The sequence below is a fragment of the Plantactinospora sp. ZYX-F-223 genome, assembly GCF_039649625.1.
Classification (GTDB): domain Bacteria; phylum Actinomycetota; class Actinomycetes; order Mycobacteriales; family Micromonosporaceae; genus Plantactinospora.
In genome coordinates this window covers 19,083-42,997 of the sequence record NZ_JBDJAV010000037.1, presented here as the reverse complement: position 1 = coordinate 42,997, position 23,915 = coordinate 19,083, and the positions used below count along the sequence as shown (strand labels likewise).

The following is a 23,915-nucleotide window of genomic DNA, read 5'->3' as shown; positions in this document are numbered from 1 at the left end:
CGGTTTGTCCCGCCGTCCGCCCCCGATCCGGGTTGCCCGGCAACCCGTCCCCCCGCTTCGTCGTCTCAGCGCGCCGGCAACCCGACCGCGGTGGGCCCGCCCGGCGGCAGCCCGCCCGGCGGCAGCCCGCCCGGCGGCAGCCCGCCCGGCGGCAGCCCGCCCGGCGGGGCCTCGTCCGGCGAGAGCCGGGGCAGCCAGCCCAGCCACCGGGGCAGGTACCAGTTCCGCTCCCCGAGCAGCACCATCACCGAGGGCAGCAGTACCGCCCGGACGATGGTCGCGTCGATCAGCACCGCGATCGCCAGGCCGAAACCGAGTTCCTTCATCGACACCACCGTCCCGGTGGTGAAGAGGGCGAAGACCGCGACCATCACCACGGCGGCGCTGGTGATCACCCCGGCGGTACCCCGGATGCCCCGGGAGACCGCCAGCTTGCTCGGCCACCCCCGGTCGTGCCCCTCCCGGATCCGGCTGAGCACGAAGACGTGGTAGTCCATCGACAACCCGAACAGGATCACGAAGAGGAACAGCGGTACCCAGTTGGTGATCGAGCCCACCGACTCGAAGCCGAGCAGCGCCTCGCCCCAGCCGTGCTGGAAGACCAGCACCAGCAGCCCGTACGCGGCGGCCACCGAGAGCAGGTTGAGCACGATCGCGGTCACCGCCACCACCAGGGACCGGAACGACACCAGCATCAGCAGGAACGCCAGCCCCAGCACGAACCCGAAGACCAGCGGCACGCTGCGGCCCAGCGCCGCGTTGAAGTCGACCGAGTCGGCGGCCAGGCCGGTCACCAGTACCTCCGCACCGTCCACGCCCTGCACGGTGCGCGGGATGACCTGTTCGCGCAGGGTGCGTACCGCCCGCTCGGAGACGGCGTCGACGCCGGAGCCGGAGAGTCCCACCTTGACCACCGCGACGGTCCGGTCCGGGTTGACCTCGACGGTGACCGGCTCGTGCAGTTGGCCGGTGGCCAGCGCCCGGGTCTTCAGGTTGTCGATCGCGGCGGTCAGGGCCGGGGTGGTCACGTCGTCCGCCCTGATCGCCACCACCGCCGGTTCGGCGCCGCCGGGGAAGGCGGCCTTGACCCGGAGGAAGGTGCTCAGCGCCGGGGCCGGGTTCTTCAGCGCGGTGATGTCCTCCTCGGCGGTCCGCATCCCGAGCAGCGGCACGGCCAGGGTCAGCAGGGTGGCGGCGGCCAGCACGGCGGAGAACCCGGGCCGGCGCAGCACCACGCCCATGGTCGTGCGCCAGAACCGGCCGCTCGACTGCCGGCGGTAGAGCCCGGGTACCCGGCCCAGGTCGATCCGGTCGCCGAGCTTGCTCAGCACCGCCGGCAGTACGGTGAGCGCCCCGACGGCGGCGGTGGCCACCACCAGGATCGTGCCGGTCGCCAGGCTGATGAACGTGGTGTCCTGAGTCAGGAACATCCCGGACATTGCGATGATCACGGTCAGCGCCGAGATCAGCACCGACCGGCCAGAGGTGGCGGCGGCGATCGCGAGCGCCTGCTCCGGGTCGGCGCCCCGGGCCCGCTCCTCACGCTCCCGACGCAGGTAGAACAGGCAGTAGTCCACCCCGACCGCGAGCCCCATCAGCAGCATCAGGTGCATCGTGGTGTCGACCGCGGGAGCGAACCGGCTGGCCACGGCGAGCAGCCCGAGCGAGCCCAGGAACGCGGTCAGGGCCAGCCCCATCGGCAGTACGGCGGCGAGCAGCGCCCCGAACGCCACGATCAGGATGCCCAGCGTCACCGGGATGGAGAGCATCGACAGCCGGTGCATGTCGGCGTCCAGGGTCTTGCCGATCGCCTCGCCGATGCTGGCCCCGCCGGTCTGCGCCACGTACAGCTCGGGATGGTCGCGTTGCACGGCGGCGACCGCGTCGCGTACCGGTCCGACCCGGTCGGCGGCGTCGTCGGCCGGTCCGGTCAGCGCGAAGGTGACCAGTACGGCGTGCCGGTCGCCGGAGACCGCGTCCGACCGGACGTCCAGCACCTGGCCGGTGCCCTCGACGGCGGCGACCGTGTCGGTGACCGCGGCCCGGAAGGCGGGATCCTCCGCGACCAGGCGGTCGCTTTCGATGAGTACCATCTCGGCGGCCCGGTCGGGGAAGCCGGCGGCGGCGATGATCTCGTCTGCCCGGCGGGAGTCGCCGTGCCCGGACTCGCTGCTCTTCGCCTCGACGGTGCCGATGACGGCGCTGAGCGCGGTCGCCGCGATCACGAACAGCAGCCACCCGAGGACGGCCATGCCCCGGTGCCGGGCGCTCCAGCCGGCGATTCTCGCGGCTAGGTTGCCCTTGCGAGAGGTCGCCAGGCCGGCGTCGGAGCCGGTGGCCGGCGGCGGCAGAATGGTCGACGTGGTCATGCACCGACGCTATGAGCCGCACCGATCCGGTTCGATCCGGCGAGCACCCTGGTCCTAGGTAGGGGCGGCCCCTGGTCCTAGGTAGGGGCGGCCACGCCGCGAGGGTAGGGCGAGCCTGACCGTGCGCCGGTTCGCTATCGTGCTCGGCATGGCTGATCAGCACCCTGACCCCAGCGGCAACACCGAGGCGTTCCGGGCCTTCGTCCACTCTCCTGAATCGGCGACCGCCGAACCGCCGTCCAGGCTGCCGCTGATCATCGGGATCGCGGTCGCGGTCGTCGTGGGCGCGCTGGTCGGCTGGCTCGCGTTCGGCTGAGCTGCCCCTTGGGGCTCGCGGTCATGCGTCCGTGCCGTCGTCGGTGTTCGGCGCCCGCCGCATCAGGCAGATCCGGCTACCATCCGGCACCGGGATGGCGTGCACGGGCCGATATCCGAGGGTCCGGTAGAACTCCCGGTCGTTGCCGCGTCTGAGTACGTCGTGATCCCGGTCCTGTCGAGCCTGGCCAGGTGATGCCGCACCAGCTACCGGCCACGGTCGGCTCCCCGGCACCCGGCCGCCCGGACCGGTTGCCGCTGCTGTGCCCGTCGTGGCTCAGCGACTCGGGCTCGACGCCGGCCAGGTTCGGCCCGTTGTGGGTGCGTGATGCGGCCACGCTCCTGCTGCGGGCTTCGGCGCCGAATTGCGTCGCTACGTGATGATGGCCGAGCCATCCGATCGAGCGCAGTATGAGCCCCAATCTGAGGGCTGAGCAATCAGACCCCTACTTATTCCAGGTCCTGGATTTCCTTGGGGATGTCCTTGATGGTCTCGGGTGTGATGGATGTCTTGGTCCAGGTGGAGCCATCACTCTGCACGTAGGACGTGCCAATGTCGCTGGAGAGGATCCATAGCTGGTCCTTGGACGACAGCCAGGTCACGCCAACGCCGTGCCGGAGACTGTAGGGCGTGTCGTCGTGGAACACTTCCTTGCCTACGCTGTCGGTGATGACCACGATTCGCGTCTTCACGCCGTTCTGCTGGGGGCCGGCGATCACCGACGCGATGTACTGGCCGGACGGAGATTTGTGAGGTTTGTTTGGCAGGACGAAGCGTTCGTCGTACTCCGCCCGATCGGGGTCGCTCTGGCTGACACCGAACAGGCCACAGCCGGTCGTGGTGGTAAGTACCGTGAGAGCAACGGTGACGGCAAGGATGATCACTCGTCGGCTCACGATGCGGACAATCCCTTCATGTCCAGAACATTGCCGTTCGCGTCGATGATGACGATGGCCTGGGCGTGCCACGTGATGTGCATGTCGTACGGGTCAGCCTGATACACCACGCCAAGCTCTCCACAGTCGCCCGGGTCAATCGAGCGTGGCCGGACACGGGCGAAGATCCGCGCTTCCGAGCCGCCGACCGCTGGACGTGGTTGATCATCGCCGCCCACACCCAACTCCGCCTCGCCCGGCCCCTCGCCTTGCCCGCCAGCGCGCCGAAACCCACCCGACCCCGGCGGCCACCCGGCTCACGCAAGAGCAGACCGGCACCCAGGTACGACGTCGGAAACCATCGAGCGTGACCTGACGATCATCGCCCGCAAGCAATGCGCAGGTTTGAAGAACCAGCTTGGTAAGGATCATGGTCGAGCTGGACCCTCACTCCGGAACCAGATACCCGATGACCACTGTGGCCTCAGCCCTGGCAACGGAAGCGGCCGCTCGACGGCCGTCAGAGGTCGTCCTCGTCGTCGAGCCGGGCCAGCCAGGTGGCGAACCGCTCGACCGGCGTCTCGAAGTCGGGGTTCAGGTCGACGAAGTCGCGCAGCCGCGCGCCCAGCCACTCCAGGGTGACCGTCTCGGTACCCCGGCGCTCGACGAGTTCCTCGATGCCTCGGTCGGTGAAGTACACGACGTCCTCTCTCGACGGTGCCGGAAGGGCCCCTTCATATCGCTTTCCGTATATGGAGGGGCCCTTCCTTACCTACTTCAGGGGCGGGGCAGTGCCGCCTCGATCAGCGCGGACTGCTCGACGTCGTGCATCTTCGCCGAGCCGACCGCCGGGGCGGCCGCCGCTGGCCGGGAGATCCGGCGCAGGCGTACGCCCTCCAGGTGCTCCAGCAGGTTGAGCGCGACGAACGACCAGGCGCCCTGGTTGGCCGGCTCCTCCTGGACCCAGGCGAAGTCCTCGGCGTTCGGGTACTGCGCCAGCGTGGCCCGGACCTCCTCGACCGGCAACGGATAGAGCTGCTCCATCCGGACGATCGCGGTGTCGGTGATGCCTCGCTCGGTTCGGGCCTGGAGCAGGTCGTAGTAGACCTTGCCGGAGCAGAGCAGCACCCGCTTGACCGCCTCCGGCGCCACGCCCGAGCTGTCGGTCAGCACCGGCTGGAAGGTGCCGGTGGTGAAGTCCTGCACACTGGACACGCAGAGCTTGTGCCGGAGCAGGGACTTCGGGGTGAAGACCACCAGCGGCTTGCGCTTCGGCGAGAGCGCCTGCCGGCGCAGCAGGTGGAAGTAGTTCGCCGGGGTGCTCGGGATGGCGATCCGCATGTTGTCCTCGGCGCAGAGCTGGAGGAACCGCTCCGGCCGGCCGGAGGTGTGGTCCGGACCCTGGCCCTCGTGCCCGTGCGGCAGCAGCAGGGTCACCGCCGACTGCTGGGCCCACTTCACCTCGCCGGACGAGATGAACTCGTCGACCACGGTCTGCGCGCCGTTGGCGAAGTCGCCGAACTGCGCCTCCCAGAGCACCAGCGCCTCGGTGTTCTCCACCGAGTAGCCGTACTCGAAGCCCATCGCGGCGTACTCGCTGAGCAGGGAGTCGTGTACGAAGAACCGGGCCCGGTCCCCGGCCAGGGTGCTCAGCGGGGTGTGCTCGGCACCGGTCCGGGAGTCCACGATGACGGCGTGCCGCTGCACGAAGGTGCCACGCCGGGAGTCCTGGCCGGCGAGCCGGACGGTCACCCCGTCCTGGAGCAGCGTGCCGAACGCGATGATCTCGCCGAGGCCCCAGTCGATGTTGCCGGACTCGGTCATCTTGGCCCGCCGGTCCAGTAGTTGCTGGATCCGCTTGTGCGGGGTGAAGCCGTCGGGCAGCGAGGTGTGCGCCGTACCGACCGCGCGGAGTGCGGGGACGGTGGTGGCGGTCTCCACCTGCGGCTCGGGCTCCGGCTGGCGGCGGGGCCGGGTGGCCGGCCGGGCCGACGACGCGGCGTCCCGGGTCGCCTTGAAGACCCGCTCCAACTGGGCCTGGAAGTCGCGCAGCAGCTCCTCCGCGTCCTCCACGGTGATGTCACCGCGCCCGATCAGCTCCTCGGTGTAGAGCTTCCGGACCGACCGCTTCGAGTCAATGATCTTGTACATCAACGGGTTGGACATGGCCGGGTCGTCGCCCTCGTTGTGCCCGCGCCGCCGGTAGCAGACCATGTCGATCACGACGTCCTTGTTGAACGCCTGCCGGTATTCGAAGGCCAGCCGGGCCACCCGGACCACGGCCTCCGGGTCGTCGCCGTTGACGTGGAAGATCGGCGCCTGGATCATCCGGGCCACGTCGGTGCTGTAGAGGCTGGACCGCGAGTATTCCGGTGCGGTGGTGAAGCCGACCTGGTTGTTCACCACCACGTGCACGGTGCCGCCGGTGCGGTAGCCGCGTAGCTGAGACAGGTTGAGCGTCTCGGCGACCACGCCCTGGCCGGCGAAGGCGGCATCGCCGTGCACCGCCACCGGCAGCACGGTGTAGCCCTCCAGCTTGAGGTCGATCCGGTCCTGCTTGGCCCGGACGATCCCCTCCAGCACCGGGTCGACCGCCTCCAGGTGGGACGGGTTGGCGGTCACCGACACCTTGATCGAGTGCTCGCCGTCCGGCGTGGTGAACTTGCCGGCCTGGCCCAGGTGGTATTTCACGTCGCCGGAGCCCTGCGTCGAGCGCGGGTCGAGGTGCCCCTCGAACTCCGAGAAGATTTTCTCGTACGGCTTGCCGACGATGTTGGCCAGCACGTTCAGGCGGCCCCGGTGAGCCATTCCGATCACGACCTCGTCGAGGTCGTTCTCGGCGGCAGACTCCAGCACCTCGCCGAGCAGCGGGATCAGCGACTCGCCGCCCTCCAGCGAGAAGCGCTTCTGGCCGACGTACTTGGTCTGGAGGAAGGTCTCGAACGCCTCGGCCGCGTTGAGCCGGTTGAGCACGTGCTTCTGCTCGTCCGGCGCGGGCTTGGTGTATTGCCGCTCGATCCGCTCCTGGATCCAGCGCCGCTCCTCCGGGTCCTGGATGTGCATGTACTCCACGCCGACCCGACGGCAGTAGGAGTCCCGGAGCACCCCGAGGACCTCGCGCAGCTTCATCTTCTGCTTGCCGGCGAAGCCGCCGACCGGGAAGGTGCGGTCGAGGTCCCACAGCGTCAGGCCGTGCTGGAGTACGTCGAGGTCCGGGTGCTTACGGATCTTGAACTCCAGCGGATCGGTGTCCGCCATCAGGTGTCCACGGACCCGGTACGCGTGGATGATCTCGATCACCCGGGCGGTCTTGTCGATCTGCCCCTCGGAGCTGACCGCCACGTCCCGCATCCAGCGCACCGGCTCGTAAGGAATGCGCAGCGAGGTGAAGATCTCGTCGTAGAAGCCGTGCTCGCCGAGGACCAGCTCGTGGATGGTCTTGAGGAACTCGCCGGACTGCGCGCCCTGGATGATCCGGTGGTCGTACGTGCTGGTCAGCGTGATGATCTTGCTGACCGCCAGCTCGGCCAGGGTCTCCTCGGACATCCCCTGGTACGGCGCCGGGTATTCCATCGCGCCGACCCCGATGATGGTGCCCTGGCCGACCATCAGCCTCGGCTGGGAGTGCACGGTGCCGATCCCGCCCGGGTTGGTCAGCGAGATCGTCGTACCGCCGTAGTCCTCCATGGTCAGCTCGTTGCGCCGGGCCCGCCGGACGATGTCCTCGTACGCCTGCCAGAACTGCCGGAAGTCCATCTGCTCGCCGGCCTTGATCGACGGCACCACCAGGGTGCGCGAGCCGTCCGGCTTGGCCAGGTCGATCGCGATGCCCAGGTTGACGTGCTCCGGCTTGACCAGTGCCGGCTTGCCGTCGACCTCGGCGAAGGAGTTGTTCATCTCCGGGTGCTCGGCGAGCGCCTTGATCAGCGCCCAGCCGATCAGGTGGGTGAAGCTGACCTTGCCGCCCCGGCCCCGGGCGAGGTGGTTGTTGATGACGATCCGGTTGTCCACCAGCAGCTTGGCCGGGACCGCGCGGACGCTGGTCGCGGTCGGCACCGCCAGCGAGGCGTCCATGTTCTGCACGATCCGGGCGGCCACGCCGCGCAGCGGGGTGGTCTGGGCGCCGGCGGGCTGGGCAGCGCCCTTGCCGGCGGGGCTCGGCGCGGCGGCCTTCGGTGCACTCGCGGCCGGCTTCGCCGGGGCAGCGGCCTTGCCGTCCGGCGCCGGGGTGCTGCGCTTGGCCGGCGCCGGGGTGGCCGGCGCGGTCTCGGTCTTCGCGGAGGTGCGTGCGGTCGCGGGGGGCTGCTCGACGGCTGTGCCGGAGCGGCCCTTGGCGCCGGTCACCGTGGCGTCACCGGCGTCGCCACCGTCCGGGCCGGGCTGCCCGGCCGCGGGTCGGTAGTCGGCGAAGAAGTCGTGCCAGGCTGAATCGACGCTGGCGGGGTCGGCGAGGTAACGCTGGTACATTTCCTCGACGATCCACTCATTGGGGCCGAACCCCGCCAGTGGATTTTCCTGCGAAGTCTGCTGGGTCGACACGGCCGGTAATCGCCTCTTTCACGCGGGTTGTGTGTCACGCGGTCTCCTGCCACCCGGTCCGGGGGGCTGCGTCGAAAGACGGGTCCAAGGCTACGCCGTGCGGTAACCGACAGCATTGTCGCATCGGGCCCGTGTCGCGTTTCACAGGTTTTGCGAGTTGTCGGTCGTTCGGTAACGCCGGAACCCGGCCGGGGCCACTGACCCCGACCGGGTTCCGACGATCCGACGATCCTGTCCGCAGGGTCAGGAGACGTCCCGCTTGCGCATGATCAACGTGCCGATCGTGCCGGTCACCACGGCGTACGCGATCATGACCAGCGCACCCGCCCACCGGGGCGGGCTGCCCGGCAGGTCGGTGCCGGTCGCCATCAACTGAGAGGCGAGCGACGGGACGATCAACTGAAGGTTGTTGATCCAGTCGCCGAACCGGTCGGCCAGGATCCCCAGCACGATGATCGCCCCGATGTAACCGGCCAGGTAGACCAGCAGCGCCGTGACGGTGGCGCCGATCTGGCTGCGGATCAGCACCCCGAACCCGATCCCGAAAACGGCCCAGAGCAGGTACGCCAGCCCGTTCAGGCCGATCGCCTGCCAGATGGCGCCCTCGCCGAGCTGGCTCGACACGTCCAGGCTGCCCAGGATCAGCGGGGTGAAGATCAGGTTGAGTCCGGTGGTGATCACCCAGAAGATCAGCCCGAGGATGCCGGCGGCGACCAGCTTCGCCACCACCACGGCGGTGCGGTGCGGCGTGGTCAGGAAGGTCGTCGTGGCGGTCTGGTGGAAGAACTCGTTCGTCACCACCAGTACACCCAGCAGCATCACGATCAGTACGCCGAAGAACTGGCCGTTGGTGTAGAGGTTCGCCGCGATGTTGACGTGCTCACCGGCCGCCTGGAACTGCGCGTCCTGCGCGTCGGCCTCCGGTACCCCGACGCTGGCCGGGTCGAGCAGCGCCTGGGACTGGAAGTAGTTGATCAACAGGGTCAGGCCCCACAGGGGCAGCGTGATGAGCCCGAAGACCCACCAGGTGTTCGTCGTACGGATCTTCAGCAGCTCGGATCGGACCAGGTTCATCGGATCCCCGCCTTTCCGGCCGTCAGCTCCAGGAAGACCCCTTCGAGGTCGGGTCGCTCCGTGGTCAGCTCGTGCAGCTCGACCTTTGCCGCCAGTGCGGCCCGGCCCACCGCCGGGGCGTCCGTCCCCTCGACCAGGAGCACGCCGTCGTCGCCCCGGGTCACCCGGGCACCGTTGTCGGTCAGCGCCGTGGTCAGCTCGTCACTCTGCGGGGTCCGGACCCGGACCCGGCCCGTCTGCGCCATCGAGCCGACCACCTCGTCGACCCGGCCCTGCCGGACCAGCTTGCCGGCGGCGATGATCACCACGTCGTCGGCGAGTAGCTGCATCTCGGAGAGCAGGTGGCTGGAGACCAGCACCGTACGCCCCTCGGCGGCGAGCGCCTTGAGGAAGCCGCGCATCCACCGGATGCCCTCCGGGTCGAGCCCGTTGGCCGGCTCGTCGAGGATCAGCACCCGGGGGTCGCCGAGCATCGCGGCGGCGATGCCGAGCCGCTGCTTCATGCCGAGCGAGTAGCCCTTGAACTTCCGCTTCGCCGCCGGCGTGAGCCCCACCAGTGCCAGCGCCTCGTCGGCCCGCTGCTTCGGCAGCCCGGCTGCGGCGCAGGTCACCCGCAGGTGGTTGATCCCGGTGCGGCCCTTGTGCGCGCTCGACGCCTCCAGCACCGCGCCGACGTGCCGGATCGGCTGCGACAGGTCGGCGTAGCGGGCGCCGCCGATCGTCGCGGTGCCCGCCGTCGGAGTGACAAGGTTGAGCAGCATCCGCAGTGTGGTCGTCTTGCCGGCACCGTTGGGCCCCAGGAAGCCGGTCACCCGGCCCGGCTCGACGGTGAACGACAGATCGTCGACCGCTCGGACATTGCGATAGACCTTCGTGAGACCGGAGACCACTATCTGGCCACTTCCGGCTGTTGGGCTTAACCGCCCGTCAGACATCTCTCTCCCCTCCGTGAGGCGCCGCCGTGCCGGCCACGCCGTCACCCAGCGTCGACATTGTGGGCCGCGCGGTCAATCGGAATGATTGCGGAACCGGTTGTCATACCTGGGCAGGAGCCCGTCCTCCTACAGCACGAGCCGCGCGGCATCTGGGGAGGAGGGGCGAATCTACCAGTTCGGGCGAGCTGCCGGGGGGGGGCGGCACGCGAAGCCGGCCGTGCCGGGCTGATACCACATCCCGTTCACCGGATCGACACGCCGTCGGCCGTCGGTCGACACGTCCAGGGCAGTCCGGGGGCCTACACAGAGACCATGGCCGTTCTGCTCACCGCCCCGGCACGAACCGGGACCAGCGGATACACCCTGCTGATCGCCGACAGCGCGTCGCAGGTAGCCGCCGCACAGCGCCTCCGGCACACCGTGTTCGTCGAAGAGTTCGGCGCGAACCTCCACTCGCCGGTGACCGGGCTCGACATCGACGAGTTCGACCCGTACTGCGAGCACCTCGTCGTCCGGGAGGACGAGTCGGGTGCGGTGGTCGGCACGTACCGGATGCTGACGCCGGACCGGGCCGCCCGGGCCGGTCGCCGGTACGCCGAGGGCGAGTTCGACCTCTCCCCGCTCGCACCGCTGCGCGACGAGCTCGTCGAGATCGGCCGGTCCTGCGTCGACCCGGCGCACCGGACCGGTGCCGTGATCAACCTGATGTGGGCGGGGATCGCCCGCTACCTCCAACTGCGCGGTTTGCGCTGGCTCGCCGGCTGCACCTCGGTGCCGCTGGACGACGCCGGAGCGACGGCGGTCGGGGTCTGGTCGGAGGTCCGGCGCCGGAACCTGTCGCCGCCGCCGATGCGGGTCCGGCCACACCGGCCCTGGCTGGCCGAGCCGGCCGGCGCGGCCGCGCTGGCGGCCGCCGAGGCGGAGGTACCGTCCGGGGCGCCGGCCGCCGCCCGGGGCCGGGTGGCGATGCCGCCGCTGCTCCGCGGCTACCTGCGGCTGGGCGCCTGGGTCTGCGGGGAGCCCGCGTACGACCCGGAGTTCGACGTGGCCGACTTCTACGTCCTGCTCTCGATGGACCGGATGCCCGGCCGGTACCGCCGGCACTTCCTCGGTCCGGACCAGTGAACCTTTTTCCACCTCCCCTTGCGGTCGTCGGAGGGCGAGGTCCGACGCGGTGTGTGAGCGCCGCGCGGTTCAGGTTGGAAAAGGTTCAGTGAACACCCGCACCCGCACGGTCCCGGGCCGGTCGCTGCACACCGGTGGATCACTCTGGCGGCCGCACTCGATCTGCGGGCCGGACTGCCTGCCCGACCCGGGCCAGCTGCCGAGGGCCTCCGGGCCGCGCCAACTCGGTCGGCTGGTGGCGCTGGTCGGGGCCCTGCTCTTCGGCGTTCTGCTGCTGCCGGTACTGCCGGTGCTTCCCCGGTCCGGCCGGGAGGTCGCCGGGCGGGCCTGGGCCCGTACCGTGTTGCGGGCCGGTGGGATCCGGCTCGACGTGCGGGGCCGGCCGCCGCTGCGGCGGGCGCTGCTGGTGGCCAACCACGTCTCCTGGCTCGACGTGGTCGCGATCCTCGCGGTGACCCCGGCCCGGCTGTTGGCCAAGCACGAGGTGCGGAGCTGGCCGCTGATCGGGCCGCTGGCGGCGCTCGGCGGCACCATCTTCATCGACCGGACCCGGCCGCGCACCCTCCCGCAGACCGTGGCCGAGGTGGCGGAGGTGCTCCGCGCCGAGGGGGTCGTCGCGGTCTTTCCGGAGGGTACGACCTGGTGCGGCGTACCGCGGGCGGCCGGAAGCTGTGGCTGGACGATCCGGTTCCGCCCGGCCATGTTCCAGGCCGCCGTCGACGTGGCGGCCCCGGTGGTACCGGTGCATCTCGGCTACCGCATCGAGTTCTCCGCCGGCCGCCGCGCGACCGGTACACCGGTCGGCCCGACCGGTGCCTCGACGGTCGGCCCGACCGGTGCCTCGGCGGTCGGTGCGGCGACCGGCCAGGTCCGGGCCGTCGACACCACGGCGGCGGCCTTCCTGGCAGAGGAGAGCCTCTACACCTCGGTACGCCGGGTGCTGGCGCTGCGCGGCCTGGTGGTGACCCTGACCGTGGTCGACGAGCCGTGGTTCGACGGCCCGGCGGACCGTCGACGGCTCGCCGCGGCGGCCGAGGCGGCGGTGCGGGCGGCCGGTCCAGCCGGCCCGCCAGAGCGTCCGGCCGGCGGGGTGCCCCTGGAGCTGGCGGCCTGACAACGCTGCCGGGTCGGCCGGGCGGGCGTTCCGGAAACGCGATGTATCGCGTTATCGTGGCAGTACGCACGTCCGCCGTCCGTGCCCGCGCCTCCCGCCGGCCGGACCGGCCAGCACCAGGGGAGTCGCCATGCCGAGCTGGACCGTGGACGGGCCGCGCCGGCTGACCCTCACCGACTCGGTCGACCAGCTCGTCGTCCGAACCATGGAGACGGTCTCCGGTGAGCTGATCCTGGCCGACGGGACCGCCGAACGGGTCCGGGCCAGTACGGTCTCCGGGGCGATCACCTGCGACCTGGGCAACCCCGGCCGGAGCGAGATCGAGCTCGGCGCCACCTCGGGCAGCGTGACGGTACGGATACCCGAGGAGAGCGACCTCGACGTGCACCTGCACACCACCTCGGGGCGGATCACCACGGACTTCACCCAGCTTGAGGTGGGCATCGCGCCGCGCTTGTCCAGCGACCGCCGGGGGACCCTCGGCGCCGGGGGCGGTAGTCTCCGCGCCACCACTATGTCCGGGAGCACCGTGTTGCTGACCCGGCGGTCGGCGGAGTGAGGGCGAGATGACGACGGTGTTCGGCCACGGCCGGCTCCGGCTCTATCTGCTCAAGCTCCTGGACGACGGGCCGAGGCACGGCTACGAGCTGATCCGGCTGCTGGAGGAGCGCTTCCTCGGCCTGTACGCGCCGAGCGCCGGCACCATCTATCCCCGCCTCGCCCGGTTGGAGGCGGAGGGATTGGTCACGCACGACGCCGTCGGCGGCCGGAAGGTCTACCAGATCACCGAGGCGGGCCGGGCCGAACTGCGGCAGCGCGCCGACGAGGTGGCCAGTCTGGAGTCGGAGATCCGCGCCTCGGTCTCCGACCTGGCGAAACTGGCCGGTGAGATCCGTTCCGAGGTACGCGGCTCGGTGCGCGACCTGAAGCAGGAGCTTCGGGCGGCCGCCCGGGAGAGCCGCCGGGGTGACCGGCGGTCCGCCCCGGGTGCGGCGTACCCGGGCGCGGCGTCGGGTGCCGCGGCGGCCGGCGGTGACTGGTCGGCGGGGCAGCATGCCGAGGAGTGGATCCCGGGCGGCTGGTCGGCGGGGGCGCGTGCCGGGGAGCAGCCGCCGGGCGGCTGGTCGGCGGCACAGGGGGACGACCCGGGCGCCGAGTTCGACCGGCAGTTGCTGCTCTTCGTCACCGAGGTGCGGGCGCTGGCCCGCAGCGGCAGGTTCACCGAGACCCAGTTGCGTACGGCGGCCCGGGTATTGCACGGCGCGCTGGACGGGCTGCGCCGGCTGCTCCGCTGATCCCGGCAACCGCTCCGCCGGTTGCTCGGCTGGCGCTGCTGGCCGCTCCGCCGGTTGCTCGGCTGGCGCTGCTCCGTGGCGAGCGGAGGCTGTTCGGGCGCTCTCAGAAAGTTTTCAGGGGATGCTCAGCCGAGCCGCAGCGGAGGCGCGGATGATGGCCAGATGGCAGCGACAACGCAGAGCGAGGCACGGCTACTCGTCGTGGAGGACGACCCGAACATTCTCGAGCTGCTCTCCGCCAGTCTGCGATTCGCCGGCTTCGACGTGGCCACCGCCACCAGTGGGAGCGCGGCGGTCAGCGCGGCGAAGGAGCGGCGACCCGACCTGGTCGTGCTCGACGTCATGCTGCCCGACCTCGACGGCTTCGAGGTGATCCGGCTGCTCCGCGAGGGCGGTACCCGTACCCCGGTGGTCTTCCTCACCGCCCGGGACGCGACCGACGACAAGATCCGTGGGCTGACCCTGGGCGGCGACGACTACGTCACCAAGCCGTTCAGCCTGGAGGAGCTGACCGCCCGGATCCGGGCGGTGCTGCGGCGTACCGCCACCGGCGAGCACGCGCCCTCCCGGCTCACCTTCGCCGACCTGGAACTGGACGAGGAGACCCACGAGGTGCACCGGGCCGGCAAGCGGGTGCAGCTCTCGCCGACCGAGTTCAAGCTGCTGCGCTACCTGATGCTCAACGCCAACCGGGTGCTCTCCAAGGCACAGATCCTGGACCACGTCTGGAACTACGACTTCCGGGGCGACGACAACATCGTGGAGTCCTACATCTCCTACCTGCGGCGCAAGATCGACACTACCCAGCCCCGGCTGATCCACACCCTGCGCGGGGTCGGGTACGTGCTCCGCAAGCCGGCGGCGTGAATGTCGCCCTGCCGCTGAAGGGGCGGCTCCGCGCCACGCCGCTACGGGTCAAGCTGGTCGCCGCCGTACTCGTCCTGGTCGCCGCCGCGCTGGTGGTGATCAGCGTGATGACCGCCTTCTTCCTGCGCAGCTACCTGGTCGGCCGGATCGACGACGAACTGGCGAGCTTCGCCCGCGACGCGAACGCGCAGGAGGTCCAGCGGCTCTACGACGACGTGGCGGCCGGCCGCGGCGCGCTGCCGACCGACTACCTGATCGTGCGGGCCGACCGGGAGGTCGGCATCTTCAATCCGCTCTACGACCGGACCCTGAACGAGAACAACCTGCCCGCCCTCGACGACGCCACCTGGTACGAGCGGCACGCCGGGGGCGACTTCTTCACCGTCTCGTCGATCGACCACAGGTTCCGCTGGCGGATGATGGTGGTGCAGTGGCCGAGCGGCACCTACCTGGCGGTCGGGCAGCACCTCACCGACGTCGATCTGGCGGTCAAGGAACTGATCTGGATCGACGTACTGGTCGGCGGCTCGGTGTTGATCACGCTCGCCGCGGCGGGGGCGGCGATCGTGCGTACCAGCCTGAAACCACTCGTGGAGATCGAGCGGACCACGGCGGCCATCGCCGGCGGAGACCTGTCCAGACGGGTACCCGATCCGGAACCGGGTGAGGTCGAGGCGAAAACCGAACTCGGCCGGCTGTCCCGGGCGCTGAACACGATGCTCAGCCAGATCGAGGTGGCCTTCACCGCGCGGGCGGCCTCGGAGTCGGCCGCCCGGGCGGCCGAGGCGAACGCCCGCAGCGCGGCGACCGCGGCCCGCAACGCCGCGATCGCCGCCCAGGCGTCGGAGTCCCGGGCACTGCGCTCCGAGGAGCGGATGCGGCAGTTCATCGCGGACGCCTCGCACGAACTGCGTACCCCGCTGACCACCATCCGGGGCTTCGCCGAGCTGTACCGGCAGGGCGCCGCCGGCTCGCCCGAGGACACCGCCCGGCTGATCCGCCGGATCGAGGACGAGGCGGCCCGGATGGGCCTGCTCGTCGAGGACCTGCTGCTGCTGGCCCGGCTCGACCGGGAACGGCCGCTCACCCTGGCGCCGGTGGAGCTTCCGGTGCTGGCCAGCGACGCGGTGCAGGCCGCCAAGGTGGTCGCGCCGGACCGCTCCATCAGCCTGGAGATCGAGCCGGGGGCCGGCTCGCTGGTGGTGCTCGGCGACGACGCCCGGCTGCGGCAGGTGCTCGGCAACCTGATGACCAACGCGCTCACCCACACCCCGCCGGAGGCGGCGGTGACGCTGCGGTTACGAGCCGAGCGGGAGGATGCGGTGATCGAGGTCGCCGACACCGGCCCGGGGCTCTCGGCGGAGCAGGCCGAGCGGGTCTTCGAGCGGTTCTACCGGGCGGACGCCGCGCGGACCCGCCAGGCGGGCGGTGGGGTCAGCACGGGGCTCGGCCTGGCCATCGTGGCGGCCCTGGTGGCGGGGCATAACGGCAGCGTCGAGGTGGTTGACACCCCGGGCGGCGGCGCGACCTTCCGGGTCCGGCTGCCGCGCGCACCGGAGGTCACCGAGGAACCGGAGGCCGCCGAGGAACCGGAAATCGCCGAATCAATCGACGTAGAGTAATTCTCAGCCAATATCCAGGCGGGCTCCAGGTACGTCGCAGAGCGAGGGGGCAAGGTAAGGACATGAGCGACTTCGAGACCGACCCGCAGCGGCGGCCGGTGACCGCCGACCGCGAGCACTCGCACCCCACCGCCGAGCTGCCGCGCGACGACCGCGGGCAGTCCGACTCCGGCGCCTCCACCGCCGACGCGGCCACCCCGGCCGCCGCCAGCCCCGCCGGCTCGACCGACTCGACCGCCAGCTTCGCCGCGACCGGTGCCTCGGACGGCACCCCGTCCGGCGACCGGTCCGAGCCGGCGACCGCCGTACAGCCCGCCGCCGACCCCTACGGCGCCGGGGCGTACGGAGCGACGAGGCCGACCGCCGAGCAGCCCCACAGCGGGGTGCCGGCCTCCGGCCAGCCGTACGCGGGCGCGCCGGCCGCGGGCCAGCCCTACGGTGGCGCCCCAGCCTCCGGACAGCCCTACGGCGGCAACCCCTACGCCGCCGCGCCCGCCTCCGGCCAGCCCTACGGCACCGGCCCGTACGGCACGGCGCCCGCCTCTGGCCAGCCGTACAGCTTCCCCCCGACCGGTCGGACCGGTGGCGTTCCGGCGCAGGCCGGCGGCAGCCCGTGGCAGGCGCCGACCACCGGCCAGCCCCACTCGGCATGGTCGCCGGGTCACCCCGGAGCCGGGGCGCCGCCCCAGCCGCCGCACCTCGGCGGCCCGGTGCCGCCGCCCTGGGCCACCCCGGGCAGTCCCGCACCGGCCTCCTCCGGTGGCCGGGTCGGTAAGGCGGTGGCGGTCGGAGTTGCCGCGCTGGCCCTGATGGTCGGCTCCGGGCTCGCCGGCGGGGCCATCGCGACGGCGCTGGACGACTCGCCGTCGGTGACCAACCGGACCTACACGGCGGCCCCGGTGATCAACGCGGCCGACCTGCCGAAGATCGCCGCGCAGGTGCAGGACAGCGTGGTGTCGATCAGCACCAAGAACACCGAGGGCTCGGGCGTGGTGATGAGCGCCGACGGCTTCGTGCTGACCAACAACCACGTGGTGGCCAGCGCCAACGGCGGCACCGTCAAGGTGTTCTTCGCCGACGGCAAGACCGCCGACGCCAAGGTGATGGGCACCGACCCGAAGACCGACCTGGCCGTGGTGAAGGCCGAGGGTGTCTCGGGGCTGTCCCCCGCGAAGTTCGGCGACAGCGACGCGATGCAGATCGGCGACCAGGTGCTGGCGCTGGGCAGCCCGCTCGGCCTGCAGGGGTCGGTGACCGCCGGCATCATCAGCGCCCGGGACCGGACCATCCGGTCCGGTGGCGAGGGCGAGCAGCCGCAGAACCCGTTCGAGCAGCCGCAGCAGCAGGGCGCCGCCAGCTCGATCTCCGGCCTGTTGCAGACCGACGCCCCGATCAACCCGGGCAACTCCGGCGGCGCGCTGGTCAACACCAGGGCGGAGGTGATCGGCATCAACACCGCGATCCTCACCGCCGGCCAGGGCAGCGGCAACATCGGCGTCGGTTTCGCCATCCCGAGCAACAAGGCCACGGCGGTCGCAGGCGCGCTCCAGCGCGGCGAGAAGGTCAGCCACCCGTCGCTCGGGGTCCAGGTCACCCCGGCGGAGAACGGCGGGGCACTGATCAGCGGTGTCGTGCCGGACAGCCCGGCCGCCCAGGCCGGCCTCCAGCAGGGCGACGTGGTCACCCAGTTCGGCGACACGAAGATCGGCGACGCCGACGATCTGGTCGGTGCCGTACAGGCCGGCAAGGTGGGTGACCAGGTGCAGGTGACGTACACCCGAAACGGAGTCGAAAAGACGGCAACCGTGACGCTCGCCGAAACGTCGTAAGGAAAGAGCGACCGTACGCTTTCGGGGCAGACCCTTCCGCAGGACGGAAGTCAAGCCTCCTCCCCAGAGCGGCGGGCGACGTGACCAAGGGGGTTGGTCAGGTCGCCCGCCGCTCCCCCTTGTCCCCGGCACCCGCCGCTCCGCCGCTCCCGCCCCGGCCCCGGCCCCGGCCCCGGCTCGGATCCTCGCCCCGCTTCACCTGCTCCAGGTGAGCCCGGCTCACCCGGAGCGGGGCGAATATCGGGGTTGGTCTGGCAGGCACGGACTCGGGTCTCGACCGTGGGTCGGTGACCGCGAGGACCCGGGGAGGAGCGGCGATGAGTACCGCGACCATGGCGCGCAGCGACACTGACATCCAGCGTGACGTGCTGGCCGAGCTCGCCTGGGACGCCCGGGTACGGGCCAGCGAGGTGGGTGTGTCGGTCTCCAGCGGCATCGTGACCCTGACCGGCTGGGTGGACAGCTACGCCAAGAAGTGGGCCGCGGAGCGGATCGCGCACCGGATCCGGGGCAACCGGGCGGTCGCCAACGACATCGAGGTACGCCTGCCGGGCACGGCCGAGCGCACCGACACCGACATCGCGACCGCGGCGAGCCGGGCCCTGGAGTGGGACGCCTTCGTGCCGGTCGACCGGATCCAGGTGACCGCCGCCAACGGTTGGCTGACGCTGCGCGGCGAGGTCGAGCGGGGCTACCAGAAGCGCGCCGCCGAGCGGGCGGTACGCCGGCTGACCGGGGTACGCGGGGTGACGAACCTGATCGCCGTGGCGCCGGCCGGCGACCTGAACGAGGAGGACCTCAAACGGGACCTCCGCAGCGCTCTCGCCCGGCGGATCGACATCGACGCCGACCTGATCGAGATCGATGTCGACGAGGGGACCGTGGTGCTCACCGGCGAGGTGCGGTCGTGGTTGGAGCGGGAGGAGGCGGAGCGGGTGGCCTGGGCCGCGCCCGGGGTGGGCGAGGTCGAGATGCGGCTCCGCCTCGCGACCTGACCCGTGTCGGCCTCCTCGCGACCTGATCCGGGTCGGCCCGGGCCGACCGCGGGCAGAAGAAGCTTCCACGTCGATCCGCGGCGCCGGACGGCGACCATCCGACCGGCCGGCCCCGAGGGGAGGACCCCTCCGTGAGCACGAACCCGTCCGAGCGGGCACAGCCGGAACGCCGGCTGCGCATCGCGATGATCGTCCCGCCCTGGTACGAGCTGCCGCCGCCCGGCTACGGCGGCCTGGAGCAGGTCTGCTCGGCCCTGGTCGACGGGCTGGCGGCAAAGGGGCACGAGGTGACCCTCTTCGGCGCGGGGACCGGGACGGGTACCGCGGCGCACTTCGTCGGGACCGTCCCGGAGTTGCAGCATCACCGGCTGGGCCAGACCCTGCCGGAGCTGGCCCACCTGACCCGGGTCAACCGGATGATTTCGCCGGAGTCGTTCGACATCGTGCACGACCACACCACCGTCGGCCCGTACGCCGCCGACCGGTCGGTGCCGACGATCGCCACCGTGCACGGCAAGCCGACCGGCGAGTTGCGGGAGGTGCTCGCCGACGTCGACCCGAAGGTCGGGCTGGTGGCGATCTCGCACACCCAGCGCCGGCTGGCTCCGGAACTGCCCTGGGTCGCCACCGTGCACAACGGAATCTCGACCGGCAACCTGGTGACCAAGTCGGCGCCGGGGATGGGCCCGGTGCTCTGGCTCGCCCGGTTCAGCGCCGACAAGGGCCCGGACCTGGCCATCGAGGCGTGCCGGGCCGCCGGCCTGCCGCTGGTGCTGGCCGGCAAGTGCGACGAGCGGTCCGAGCGCCGCTATCTCGAACAGGTCGTCGAGCCGATGCTCGGCCCGGACGTGACGGTGCTGCGCAACCCGGACCGGGACGCCACGGTGCGGCTGCTGCTCGCCGCCCGCTGCCTGATCATGCCGATCCGCTGGGAGGAGCCGTTCGGCATGGTGATGGTGGAGGCGATGGCCACCGGTACCCCGGTGGTCGCGCTCGACCGCGGAGCCGTGCCGGAGCTGATCCGGCACGGTGAGACCGGGCTGATCTGCGAAGACCCGTCCGAGCTGGGGCCGGCGCTGCGGGAGGTGTCCCGGCTGGATCCGGGGGCCTGCGTGGCGCACGTCCGCCGGGAGTTCTCCGCCGAGCGGATGGCCGGGGACTACGAGCGGGTCTACCGGGCCGTCGTCGAGCCGGGCCTCGAACCGCCGGTCCGGCCGGCGTCGGCACCGACCGTCGCCTGGTGACACCGCCGGGTCCGGCCGCCGTCGCCGTGGCCACCGCTTGATTTCGGGTACGACCTGAGCCACGCTCTGCGTCGGGTAGTGGACGCAGGCGCGTCAGGGTGGCATCGAACGCCTTACTCTGCATGCCGCAGCGGGACGCGGAGGGCAGGGGTCGGTGGCTGTCGTCGAGAGCCGGGTGAGCGTCTGGGAGGCCCTGGCCGGCCGTGCCCCGGGCAGACCGCTGGGACCGGCCGACTCGGGGCTGTGGACCGCCGTCGTCGAGCGGCTGAACCCGGCCCGGGCCCGTCCGGTACTGCGCCCCGGCATCGAGCGCGCCGAGCTGGTCTCGGTACGCGGGGTCGCGTACGTGATGCTCCGCTCGCCGGATTCCCGGGGCGACGCCTGCTATCTGCGACTCTCCCCTGAGGAGTGGCGGCTGGCCGAGCTGATGGACGGGTCCCGTACGGTCGCCCGGCTGGTCGCCGAGTTCGCCCGGATCGCCGGCCGGCTCGCCCCGGACCAGGTCACCCGGGTCGTCGCCGACCTGGCCGGCAACCGGATGCTGGCCGAGCTGCCGGTGGACGCGTTCCGGCCGCTGGATCGGGTGCACCGTCGGCCCTGGCCGCTGCGGCTGGGCCGGGGGCTGGTCGCCGCCGCCAAGGGACAGCGCACGGTGGTGGCCGACATCGACTGGCTGGTCGATCTCGCCTACCGGGCCGGTGGGCGGCTGCTCTTCACCCGGGTCGCCGCCGGGCTGCTCGGCGCGGTGGCGGTGACCGGGCTGCTGCTGTTCGGCTGGACGTGGTGGGCCGGCGACCAGTCGCTGTTCCTCACCGACGGCTCGTACGCGGCCGGCGCGGCGGTGCTGGTCGGGTTGAACGTACTCGCGCTGGCCTGCCACGAGCTGGGTCACGCGCTCGCCACCAAGCACGCCGGACGCCGGGTACCGGCCGCCGGCTTCCTGGTCTACTTCGGCATCCCGTCTGTCTTCGTCGACACCACCGACGTCTGGATGGCCGGTCGTCGGGCCCGGATGCTCACCACGGCGGCGGGCCCGGCGGCCGGGCTGATCCTGGCCGGTCTCGCCCAGCTCGCCGGCCTGTTGGTGCCGGAGTGGGCGCCGTGGACGTTCAAGCTCGCCTTCGCCTGGTATCTGAACGCGCTGTTCAACCTCAACCCGTTCCTCGCGCTGGACGGCTACTACCTGCTGATGGACTGGTTGGAGATTCCCAACCTGCGCGCCCGTGGCCTGTCCCATGTGCTGGCCCGGCTGCGCCGCCGGCCGCCGAGCTGGGCGCAACTGGACCGGGAGGGCCGGATCGTCGCCCTGTACGGCACCCTGGCCGTGCTCTGGGTGGTCATCGCGGTCAACCTCGGCTGGCGGATCTGGACCGACCGGGTCGCCGGGTTGGTGCTCGGGCTGTGGCGGTCCGGCTGGCCAGCCCGGCTGCTGCTGGCCGCCGTGATCGCCGGCCTGGCCGCCCCGCTGGTCTACCTGGCCGCCGGCTGGCTCGCCCGGCGGGTCCGGCGGGTACGCGCCGGTCTGGCGGAGCGGCGGCAGCGGCTGGACCTGCCCCGGCGACTGGACGCGCTGCGGAACTCGCCGCTGGGCCGGCTGCCCGAGGCGACCCTGACCGAGCTGGCCCAGCGGTCCCGTTGGGTACGGCCGCGGAGCGGATCGCAGCTCGTCTTCGCCGGTGCCGCGCAGTCGACGGTCTTCCTGGTGGTCGACGGCGCGATGGAGGGCCGGCGACCCGGCGACCCGGGTGGCCTGGTCCGGCAGCGGCTCGGCCCGGGTGGGGTGATCGGGCTGGCCAGCGCGCTCACCGGGACGCCGGCGGCCCTCGACTGGCACACCGCCGGGACCGTGCTGCTCGGACTGCCCACCTCGGCGGTGGTCGCCGGGGTCGGGCCGCTGCCCGGCCCGCCACCCGCCGACCGGGCCGAGGCCGAGGCGCTGTTCGCCGAGGCGCCGGCGCTGCGCGGGCTGAGTCACGAGGACCGGCTGGGCCTGGTCGCCGGAGCCCGGGTGTCGGCGGTCGCCGCCGGTGACCCGATCGTGCTCGCCGGGCCGAACGACGCGGTGGTGGTCGAGTCCGGGGTGATCGAGCTGCCGGACGGGACGCAGCTCCGCCGGGGGACCCTGATCGGCCCCGCCGGGGAGGGCGAGCCGGGCACGGTGGCCACCGCCCGTACGCCGGTCCGGGTCTGGGCGCTGCCGGCCGTCACCGGCCTGCCGCTGCTCTTCGGCACCCCGGGCACGACGCCTCCGCCGGCCGAGCCCGGTACGCCGGGCAGCGCGCCCCGGGCCGGCGTACATCCCGACGGGGGCTATCCGCCGCTGGCCGCGCCACCCGGACCGCCGCCGCCCGACGCGGACCCCGACGTGGACCGCCGGTTCGAGCGGAAACTCTGGTGGCTGGTCCTGCTCCTCCTGCTGCTGGCCCTGCTCAGCGCGGCGAGCAACCTGATCCCCGGCCCGGCCTGGGCGGAGATGCCCAGCGACCGGGCGCTGCTGCACGCCGACCAGGGTCGGGTCGACGCGACCGTGGACGGCCAGACCGTGCGGCTGGCCGAGGGGGACCGGCGCTACGTCTCCGAGGGCGACCAGATCCGGGTACCGGCCCGGTCCCGCGCCGTACTCACCTTCCGGGGCGGCGCCACGGCGGTGTTCTGCGCCGGCTCCCGGGCGGTACTCGGTCCACTCTGGAGCGACGGGGTGCGTACCGTCACCCCGCACGGCCGGCTGACCCTGGACACCGGCCGGATGCTCGCCGACACCGAGAGCCCGAGCAGCGCCTTCGCCCCGCTGTCGCTGCTGGTGGACCGGACCGGCGGTGGGATCGGCAACCGCGGAGCGGCCCGGTACGCGGCCTGGACCCGGGGCATCGAGGTCTCCACCGGCGAGGTACGGGTCACCGGGGTACGCCAGCCGGAGAACCGACGCCCGCTGACCTGCGGTGCCGGTACGACACCGGACGGCACCGGGTCCTCCCCGACCGGTACTCCGGGCGACCCCGGGTCGACGACGCCCGCTACGCCGGTCCCGACCCCCTCGCCGACGCCGTCTCCGTCCGCGTCGCCGGGCACTCCCGGGCCGACCCCGACCACTCGGGGCAGCACCCCGACCGAGACCGCCAGCACCCCGGGCAGTACCCCGACCACCACCGGCCCGCCGCGGACCCCACCCCGCACCACGCCACCACCCACCACGGCCGCACCGACCACGCCACCCGCCAACCGTCCACCTGTGATCAGTTGGCAGCGCGACCCGGGCGGGACGCTGAGCCAGCAGACCGCGACGGGCGGCTGCACCGAACACCCGACCACCACCACGGCCGTGGTGAACGTCTCGGACGACCGGGACTCGGGCCGGTCCCTGGTGGTCACCGTGCACTGGAGCGGCTTCGCCAGCGGCTCGGCCCGGATGTCCCCGGACGGCGCCTACTACGGCACCATCGGTCCGGTGCCGTTCTCCGGGCAGGACAATCGGGGCGGCACGCTCGACGTGTGGGTCACGGCGTCGGACAGTCAAAAGGCGGAGTCCACTGTGCAGGGCAGCCCGATCACCGTGGCCGGCTGCACCCAGGTGACCATCAGGTGAGGAGTCGCAGTGCTCTGTTGGTTCTGTCCGAAGGCGGCGCGGGGTGGGTGTCGGTTCTGCGGGCGCGGCGTCTGCGAGGACCATGCCCGGTTCGGCCCGTACCTGTTGCAGGTGCACCGTTCGGAGGCGCGTG

At 72.0% G+C, this 23,915-nt stretch carries 19 protein-coding genes and 1 pseudogene; 12 read left to right on the top strand and 8 right to left on the bottom strand.

Annotated features, from left to right (window positions below; genetic code table 11):
* Nucleotides 1-65: 65 nt before the first annotated feature.
* Nucleotides 66-2,369 (bottom strand): MMPL family transporter, encoded by a 2,304-nt coding sequence (locus AAH979_RS30905; RefSeq protein ID WP_346261665.1) that lies wholly within the window; start codon nt 2,367-2,369, stop codon nt 66-68.
* A 148-nt stretch (nt 2,370-2,517) separates the two neighbouring features.
* On the opposite strand from AAH979_RS30905, the gene AAH979_RS30900 reads away from it, so the two are divergent.
* Entirely contained in the window at nt 2,518-2,685 is a 168-nt protein-coding gene (locus tag AAH979_RS30900; protein ID WP_346261664.1) for a hypothetical protein, read from the top strand.
* 449 nt (nt 2,686-3,134) lie between these two features.
* Here the strand turns inward: AAH979_RS30900 and AAH979_RS30895 are convergent, their stop codons facing one another.
* Together AAH979_RS30895 and AAH979_RS30890 are read right to left on the bottom strand one after the other, a co-directional pair.
* Nucleotides 3,135-3,581, bottom strand: coding sequence for a hypothetical protein (locus AAH979_RS30895; protein ID WP_346261663.1), 447 nt, complete (start codon nt 3,579-3,581; stop codon nt 3,135-3,137).
* Nucleotides 3,578-3,799 carry a hypothetical protein gene (locus AAH979_RS30890; protein ID WP_346261714.1) on the bottom strand — a complete coding sequence of 74 codons (222 nt, stop codon included), beginning with the start codon at nt 3,797-3,799 and terminating at the stop codon, nt 3,578-3,580. The genes AAH979_RS30895 and AAH979_RS30890 overlap by 4 nt, the downstream gene beginning before the upstream one ends.
* Here AAH979_RS30890 and AAH979_RS30885 point away from each other — a divergent pair.
* A pseudogene (locus AAH979_RS30885) lies at nt 3,761-3,913 on the top strand (transposase); the annotation flags it as partial. The gene AAH979_RS30890 and the pseudogene AAH979_RS30885 sit on opposite strands and share 39 nt — an antisense overlap.
* 167 nt (nt 3,914-4,080) lie before the next feature.
* On the opposite strand, the gene AAH979_RS30880 reads toward AAH979_RS30885, so the two are convergent.
* The 4 genes from AAH979_RS30880 to AAH979_RS30865 form a co-directional block, all read right to left on the bottom strand.
* The gene (locus AAH979_RS30880) at nt 4,081-4,260 is read right to left on the bottom strand and encodes a DUF6104 family protein (RefSeq protein WP_203859024.1); all 180 of its coding nucleotides are present in this window, start codon (nt 4,258-4,260) and stop codon (nt 4,081-4,083) included.
* A gap of 77 nt (nt 4,261-4,337) precedes the next feature.
* Entirely contained in the window at nt 4,338-8,099 is a 3,762-nt protein-coding gene (locus tag AAH979_RS30875; RefSeq protein ID WP_346261662.1) for a multifunctional oxoglutarate decarboxylase/oxoglutarate dehydrogenase thiamine pyrophosphate-binding subunit/dihydrolipoyllysine-residue succinyltransferase subunit, read from the bottom strand.
* Nucleotides 8,100-8,342: 243 nt separating this feature from the next.
* Nucleotides 8,343-9,173 carry an ABC transporter permease subunit gene (locus AAH979_RS30870; protein WP_346261661.1) on the bottom strand — a complete coding sequence of 277 codons (831 nt, stop codon included), beginning with the start codon at nt 9,171-9,173 and terminating at the stop codon, nt 8,343-8,345.
* The gene (locus tag AAH979_RS30865; protein WP_346261660.1) at nt 9,170-10,108 is read right to left on the bottom strand and encodes an ATP-binding cassette domain-containing protein; all 939 of its coding nucleotides are present in this window, start codon (nt 10,106-10,108) and stop codon (nt 9,170-9,172) included. Before AAH979_RS30865 ends, AAH979_RS30870 begins: the two co-directional genes overlap by 4 nt.
* A gap of 312 nt (nt 10,109-10,420) precedes the next feature.
* Here AAH979_RS30865 and AAH979_RS30860 point away from each other — a divergent pair, with 312 nt between their 5' ends.
* The 7 genes from AAH979_RS30860 to AAH979_RS30830 all read left to right on the top strand — a co-directional run bounded on the left by AAH979_RS30860 (nt 10,421) and on the right by AAH979_RS30830 (nt 17,960).
* Entirely contained in the window at nt 10,421-11,233 is an 813-nt protein-coding gene (locus AAH979_RS30860) for a GNAT family N-acyltransferase (RefSeq protein ID WP_346261659.1), read from the top strand.
* An 88-nt stretch (nt 11,234-11,321) separates the two neighbouring features.
* Nucleotides 11,322-12,347 carry a lysophospholipid acyltransferase family protein gene (locus tag AAH979_RS30855; RefSeq protein ID WP_346261658.1) on the top strand — a complete coding sequence of 342 codons (1,026 nt, stop codon included), beginning with the start codon at nt 11,322-11,324 and terminating at the stop codon, nt 12,345-12,347.
* Nucleotides 12,348-12,477: 130 nt separating this feature from the next.
* On the top strand, nt 12,478-12,906 hold the full coding sequence (locus tag AAH979_RS30850; RefSeq protein ID WP_346261657.1) for a DUF4097 family beta strand repeat-containing protein: 429 nt from the start codon (nt 12,478-12,480) through the stop codon (nt 12,904-12,906).
* A gap of 7 nt (nt 12,907-12,913) precedes the next feature.
* The gene (locus AAH979_RS30845; RefSeq protein WP_346261656.1) at nt 12,914-13,642 is read left to right on the top strand and encodes a PadR family transcriptional regulator; all 729 of its coding nucleotides are present in this window, start codon (nt 12,914-12,916) and stop codon (nt 13,640-13,642) included.
* 162 nt (nt 13,643-13,804) lie between these two features.
* Nucleotides 13,805-14,509 carry a response regulator transcription factor gene (locus AAH979_RS30840; protein WP_101369786.1) on the top strand — a complete coding sequence of 235 codons (705 nt, stop codon included), beginning with the start codon at nt 13,805-13,807 and terminating at the stop codon, nt 14,507-14,509.
* The gene (locus AAH979_RS30835) at nt 14,506-16,131 is read left to right on the top strand and encodes an ATP-binding protein (protein ID WP_346261655.1); all 1,626 of its coding nucleotides are present in this window, start codon (nt 14,506-14,508) and stop codon (nt 16,129-16,131) included. The genes AAH979_RS30840 and AAH979_RS30835 overlap by 4 nt, the downstream gene beginning before the upstream one ends.
* A 62-nt stretch (nt 16,132-16,193) precedes the next feature.
* Nucleotides 16,194-17,960 (top strand): trypsin-like peptidase domain-containing protein, encoded by a 1,767-nt coding sequence (locus AAH979_RS30830; RefSeq protein WP_346261654.1) that lies wholly within the window; start codon nt 16,194-16,196, stop codon nt 17,958-17,960.
* 97 nt (nt 17,961-18,057) lie between these two features.
* On the opposite strand, the gene AAH979_RS30825 is transcribed toward AAH979_RS30830, so the two are convergent.
* The gene (locus AAH979_RS30825) at nt 18,058-18,183 is read right to left on the bottom strand and encodes a hypothetical protein (protein ID WP_346261653.1); all 126 of its coding nucleotides are present in this window, start codon (nt 18,181-18,183) and stop codon (nt 18,058-18,060) included.
* Between the two features lie 94 nt (nt 18,184-18,277).
* Here AAH979_RS30825 and AAH979_RS30820 point away from each other — a divergent pair, with 94 nt between their 5' ends.
* The 3 genes from AAH979_RS30820 (at nt 18,278) to AAH979_RS30810 (ending at nt 23,782) form a co-directional block, all read left to right on the top strand.
* A complete protein-coding gene (locus AAH979_RS30820; protein WP_346261652.1) occupies nt 18,278-18,955 on the top strand; it encodes a BON domain-containing protein in 678 nt (225 codons plus the stop codon).
* 185 nt (nt 18,956-19,140) lie between these two features.
* A complete protein-coding gene (locus tag AAH979_RS30815) occupies nt 19,141-20,199 on the top strand; it encodes a glycosyltransferase family 4 protein (RefSeq protein ID WP_346261706.1) in 1,059 nt (352 codons plus the stop codon).
* Between the two features lie 154 nt (nt 20,200-20,353).
* On the top strand, nt 20,354-23,782 hold the full coding sequence (locus tag AAH979_RS30810; protein ID WP_346261651.1) for a cyclic nucleotide-binding protein: 3,429 nt from the start codon (nt 20,354-20,356) through the stop codon (nt 23,780-23,782).
* Nucleotides 23,783-23,915 lie beyond the last annotated feature (133 nt).

Bases quoted from the DNA above. Each gene is read 5' to 3' on its own strand.
- AAH979_RS30905 (WP_346261665.1), bottom strand. From the start codon at position 2,369: ATGACCACGTCGACCATTCTGCCGCCGCCGGCCACCGGCTCCGACGCC.
- AAH979_RS30900 (WP_346261664.1), top strand. From the start codon at position 2,518: ATGGCTGATCAGCACCCTGACCCCAGCGGCAACACCGAGGCGTTCCGG.
- AAH979_RS30870 (WP_346261661.1), bottom strand. From the start codon at position 9,173: ATGAACCTGGTCCGATCCGAGCTGCTGAAGATCCGTACGACGAACACC.
- AAH979_RS30865 (WP_346261660.1), bottom strand. From the start codon at position 10,108: ATGTCTGACGGGCGGTTAAGCCCAACAGCCGGAAGTGGCCAGATAGTG.
- AAH979_RS30860 (WP_346261659.1), top strand. From the start codon at position 10,421: ATGGCCGTTCTGCTCACCGCCCCGGCACGAACCGGGACCAGCGGATAC.
- AAH979_RS30850 (WP_346261657.1), top strand. From the start codon at position 12,478: ATGCCGAGCTGGACCGTGGACGGGCCGCGCCGGCTGACCCTCACCGAC.
- AAH979_RS30845 (WP_346261656.1), top strand. From the start codon at position 12,914: ATGACGACGGTGTTCGGCCACGGCCGGCTCCGGCTCTATCTGCTCAAG.
- AAH979_RS30840 (WP_101369786.1), top strand. From the start codon at position 13,805: ATGGCAGCGACAACGCAGAGCGAGGCACGGCTACTCGTCGTGGAGGAC.
- AAH979_RS30830 (WP_346261654.1), top strand. From the start codon at position 16,194: ATGAGCGACTTCGAGACCGACCCGCAGCGGCGGCCGGTGACCGCCGAC.
- AAH979_RS30820 (WP_346261652.1), top strand. From the start codon at position 18,278: ATGAGTACCGCGACCATGGCGCGCAGCGACACTGACATCCAGCGTGAC.
- AAH979_RS30815 (WP_346261706.1), top strand. From the start codon at position 19,141: ATGATCGTCCCGCCCTGGTACGAGCTGCCGCCGCCCGGCTACGGCGGC.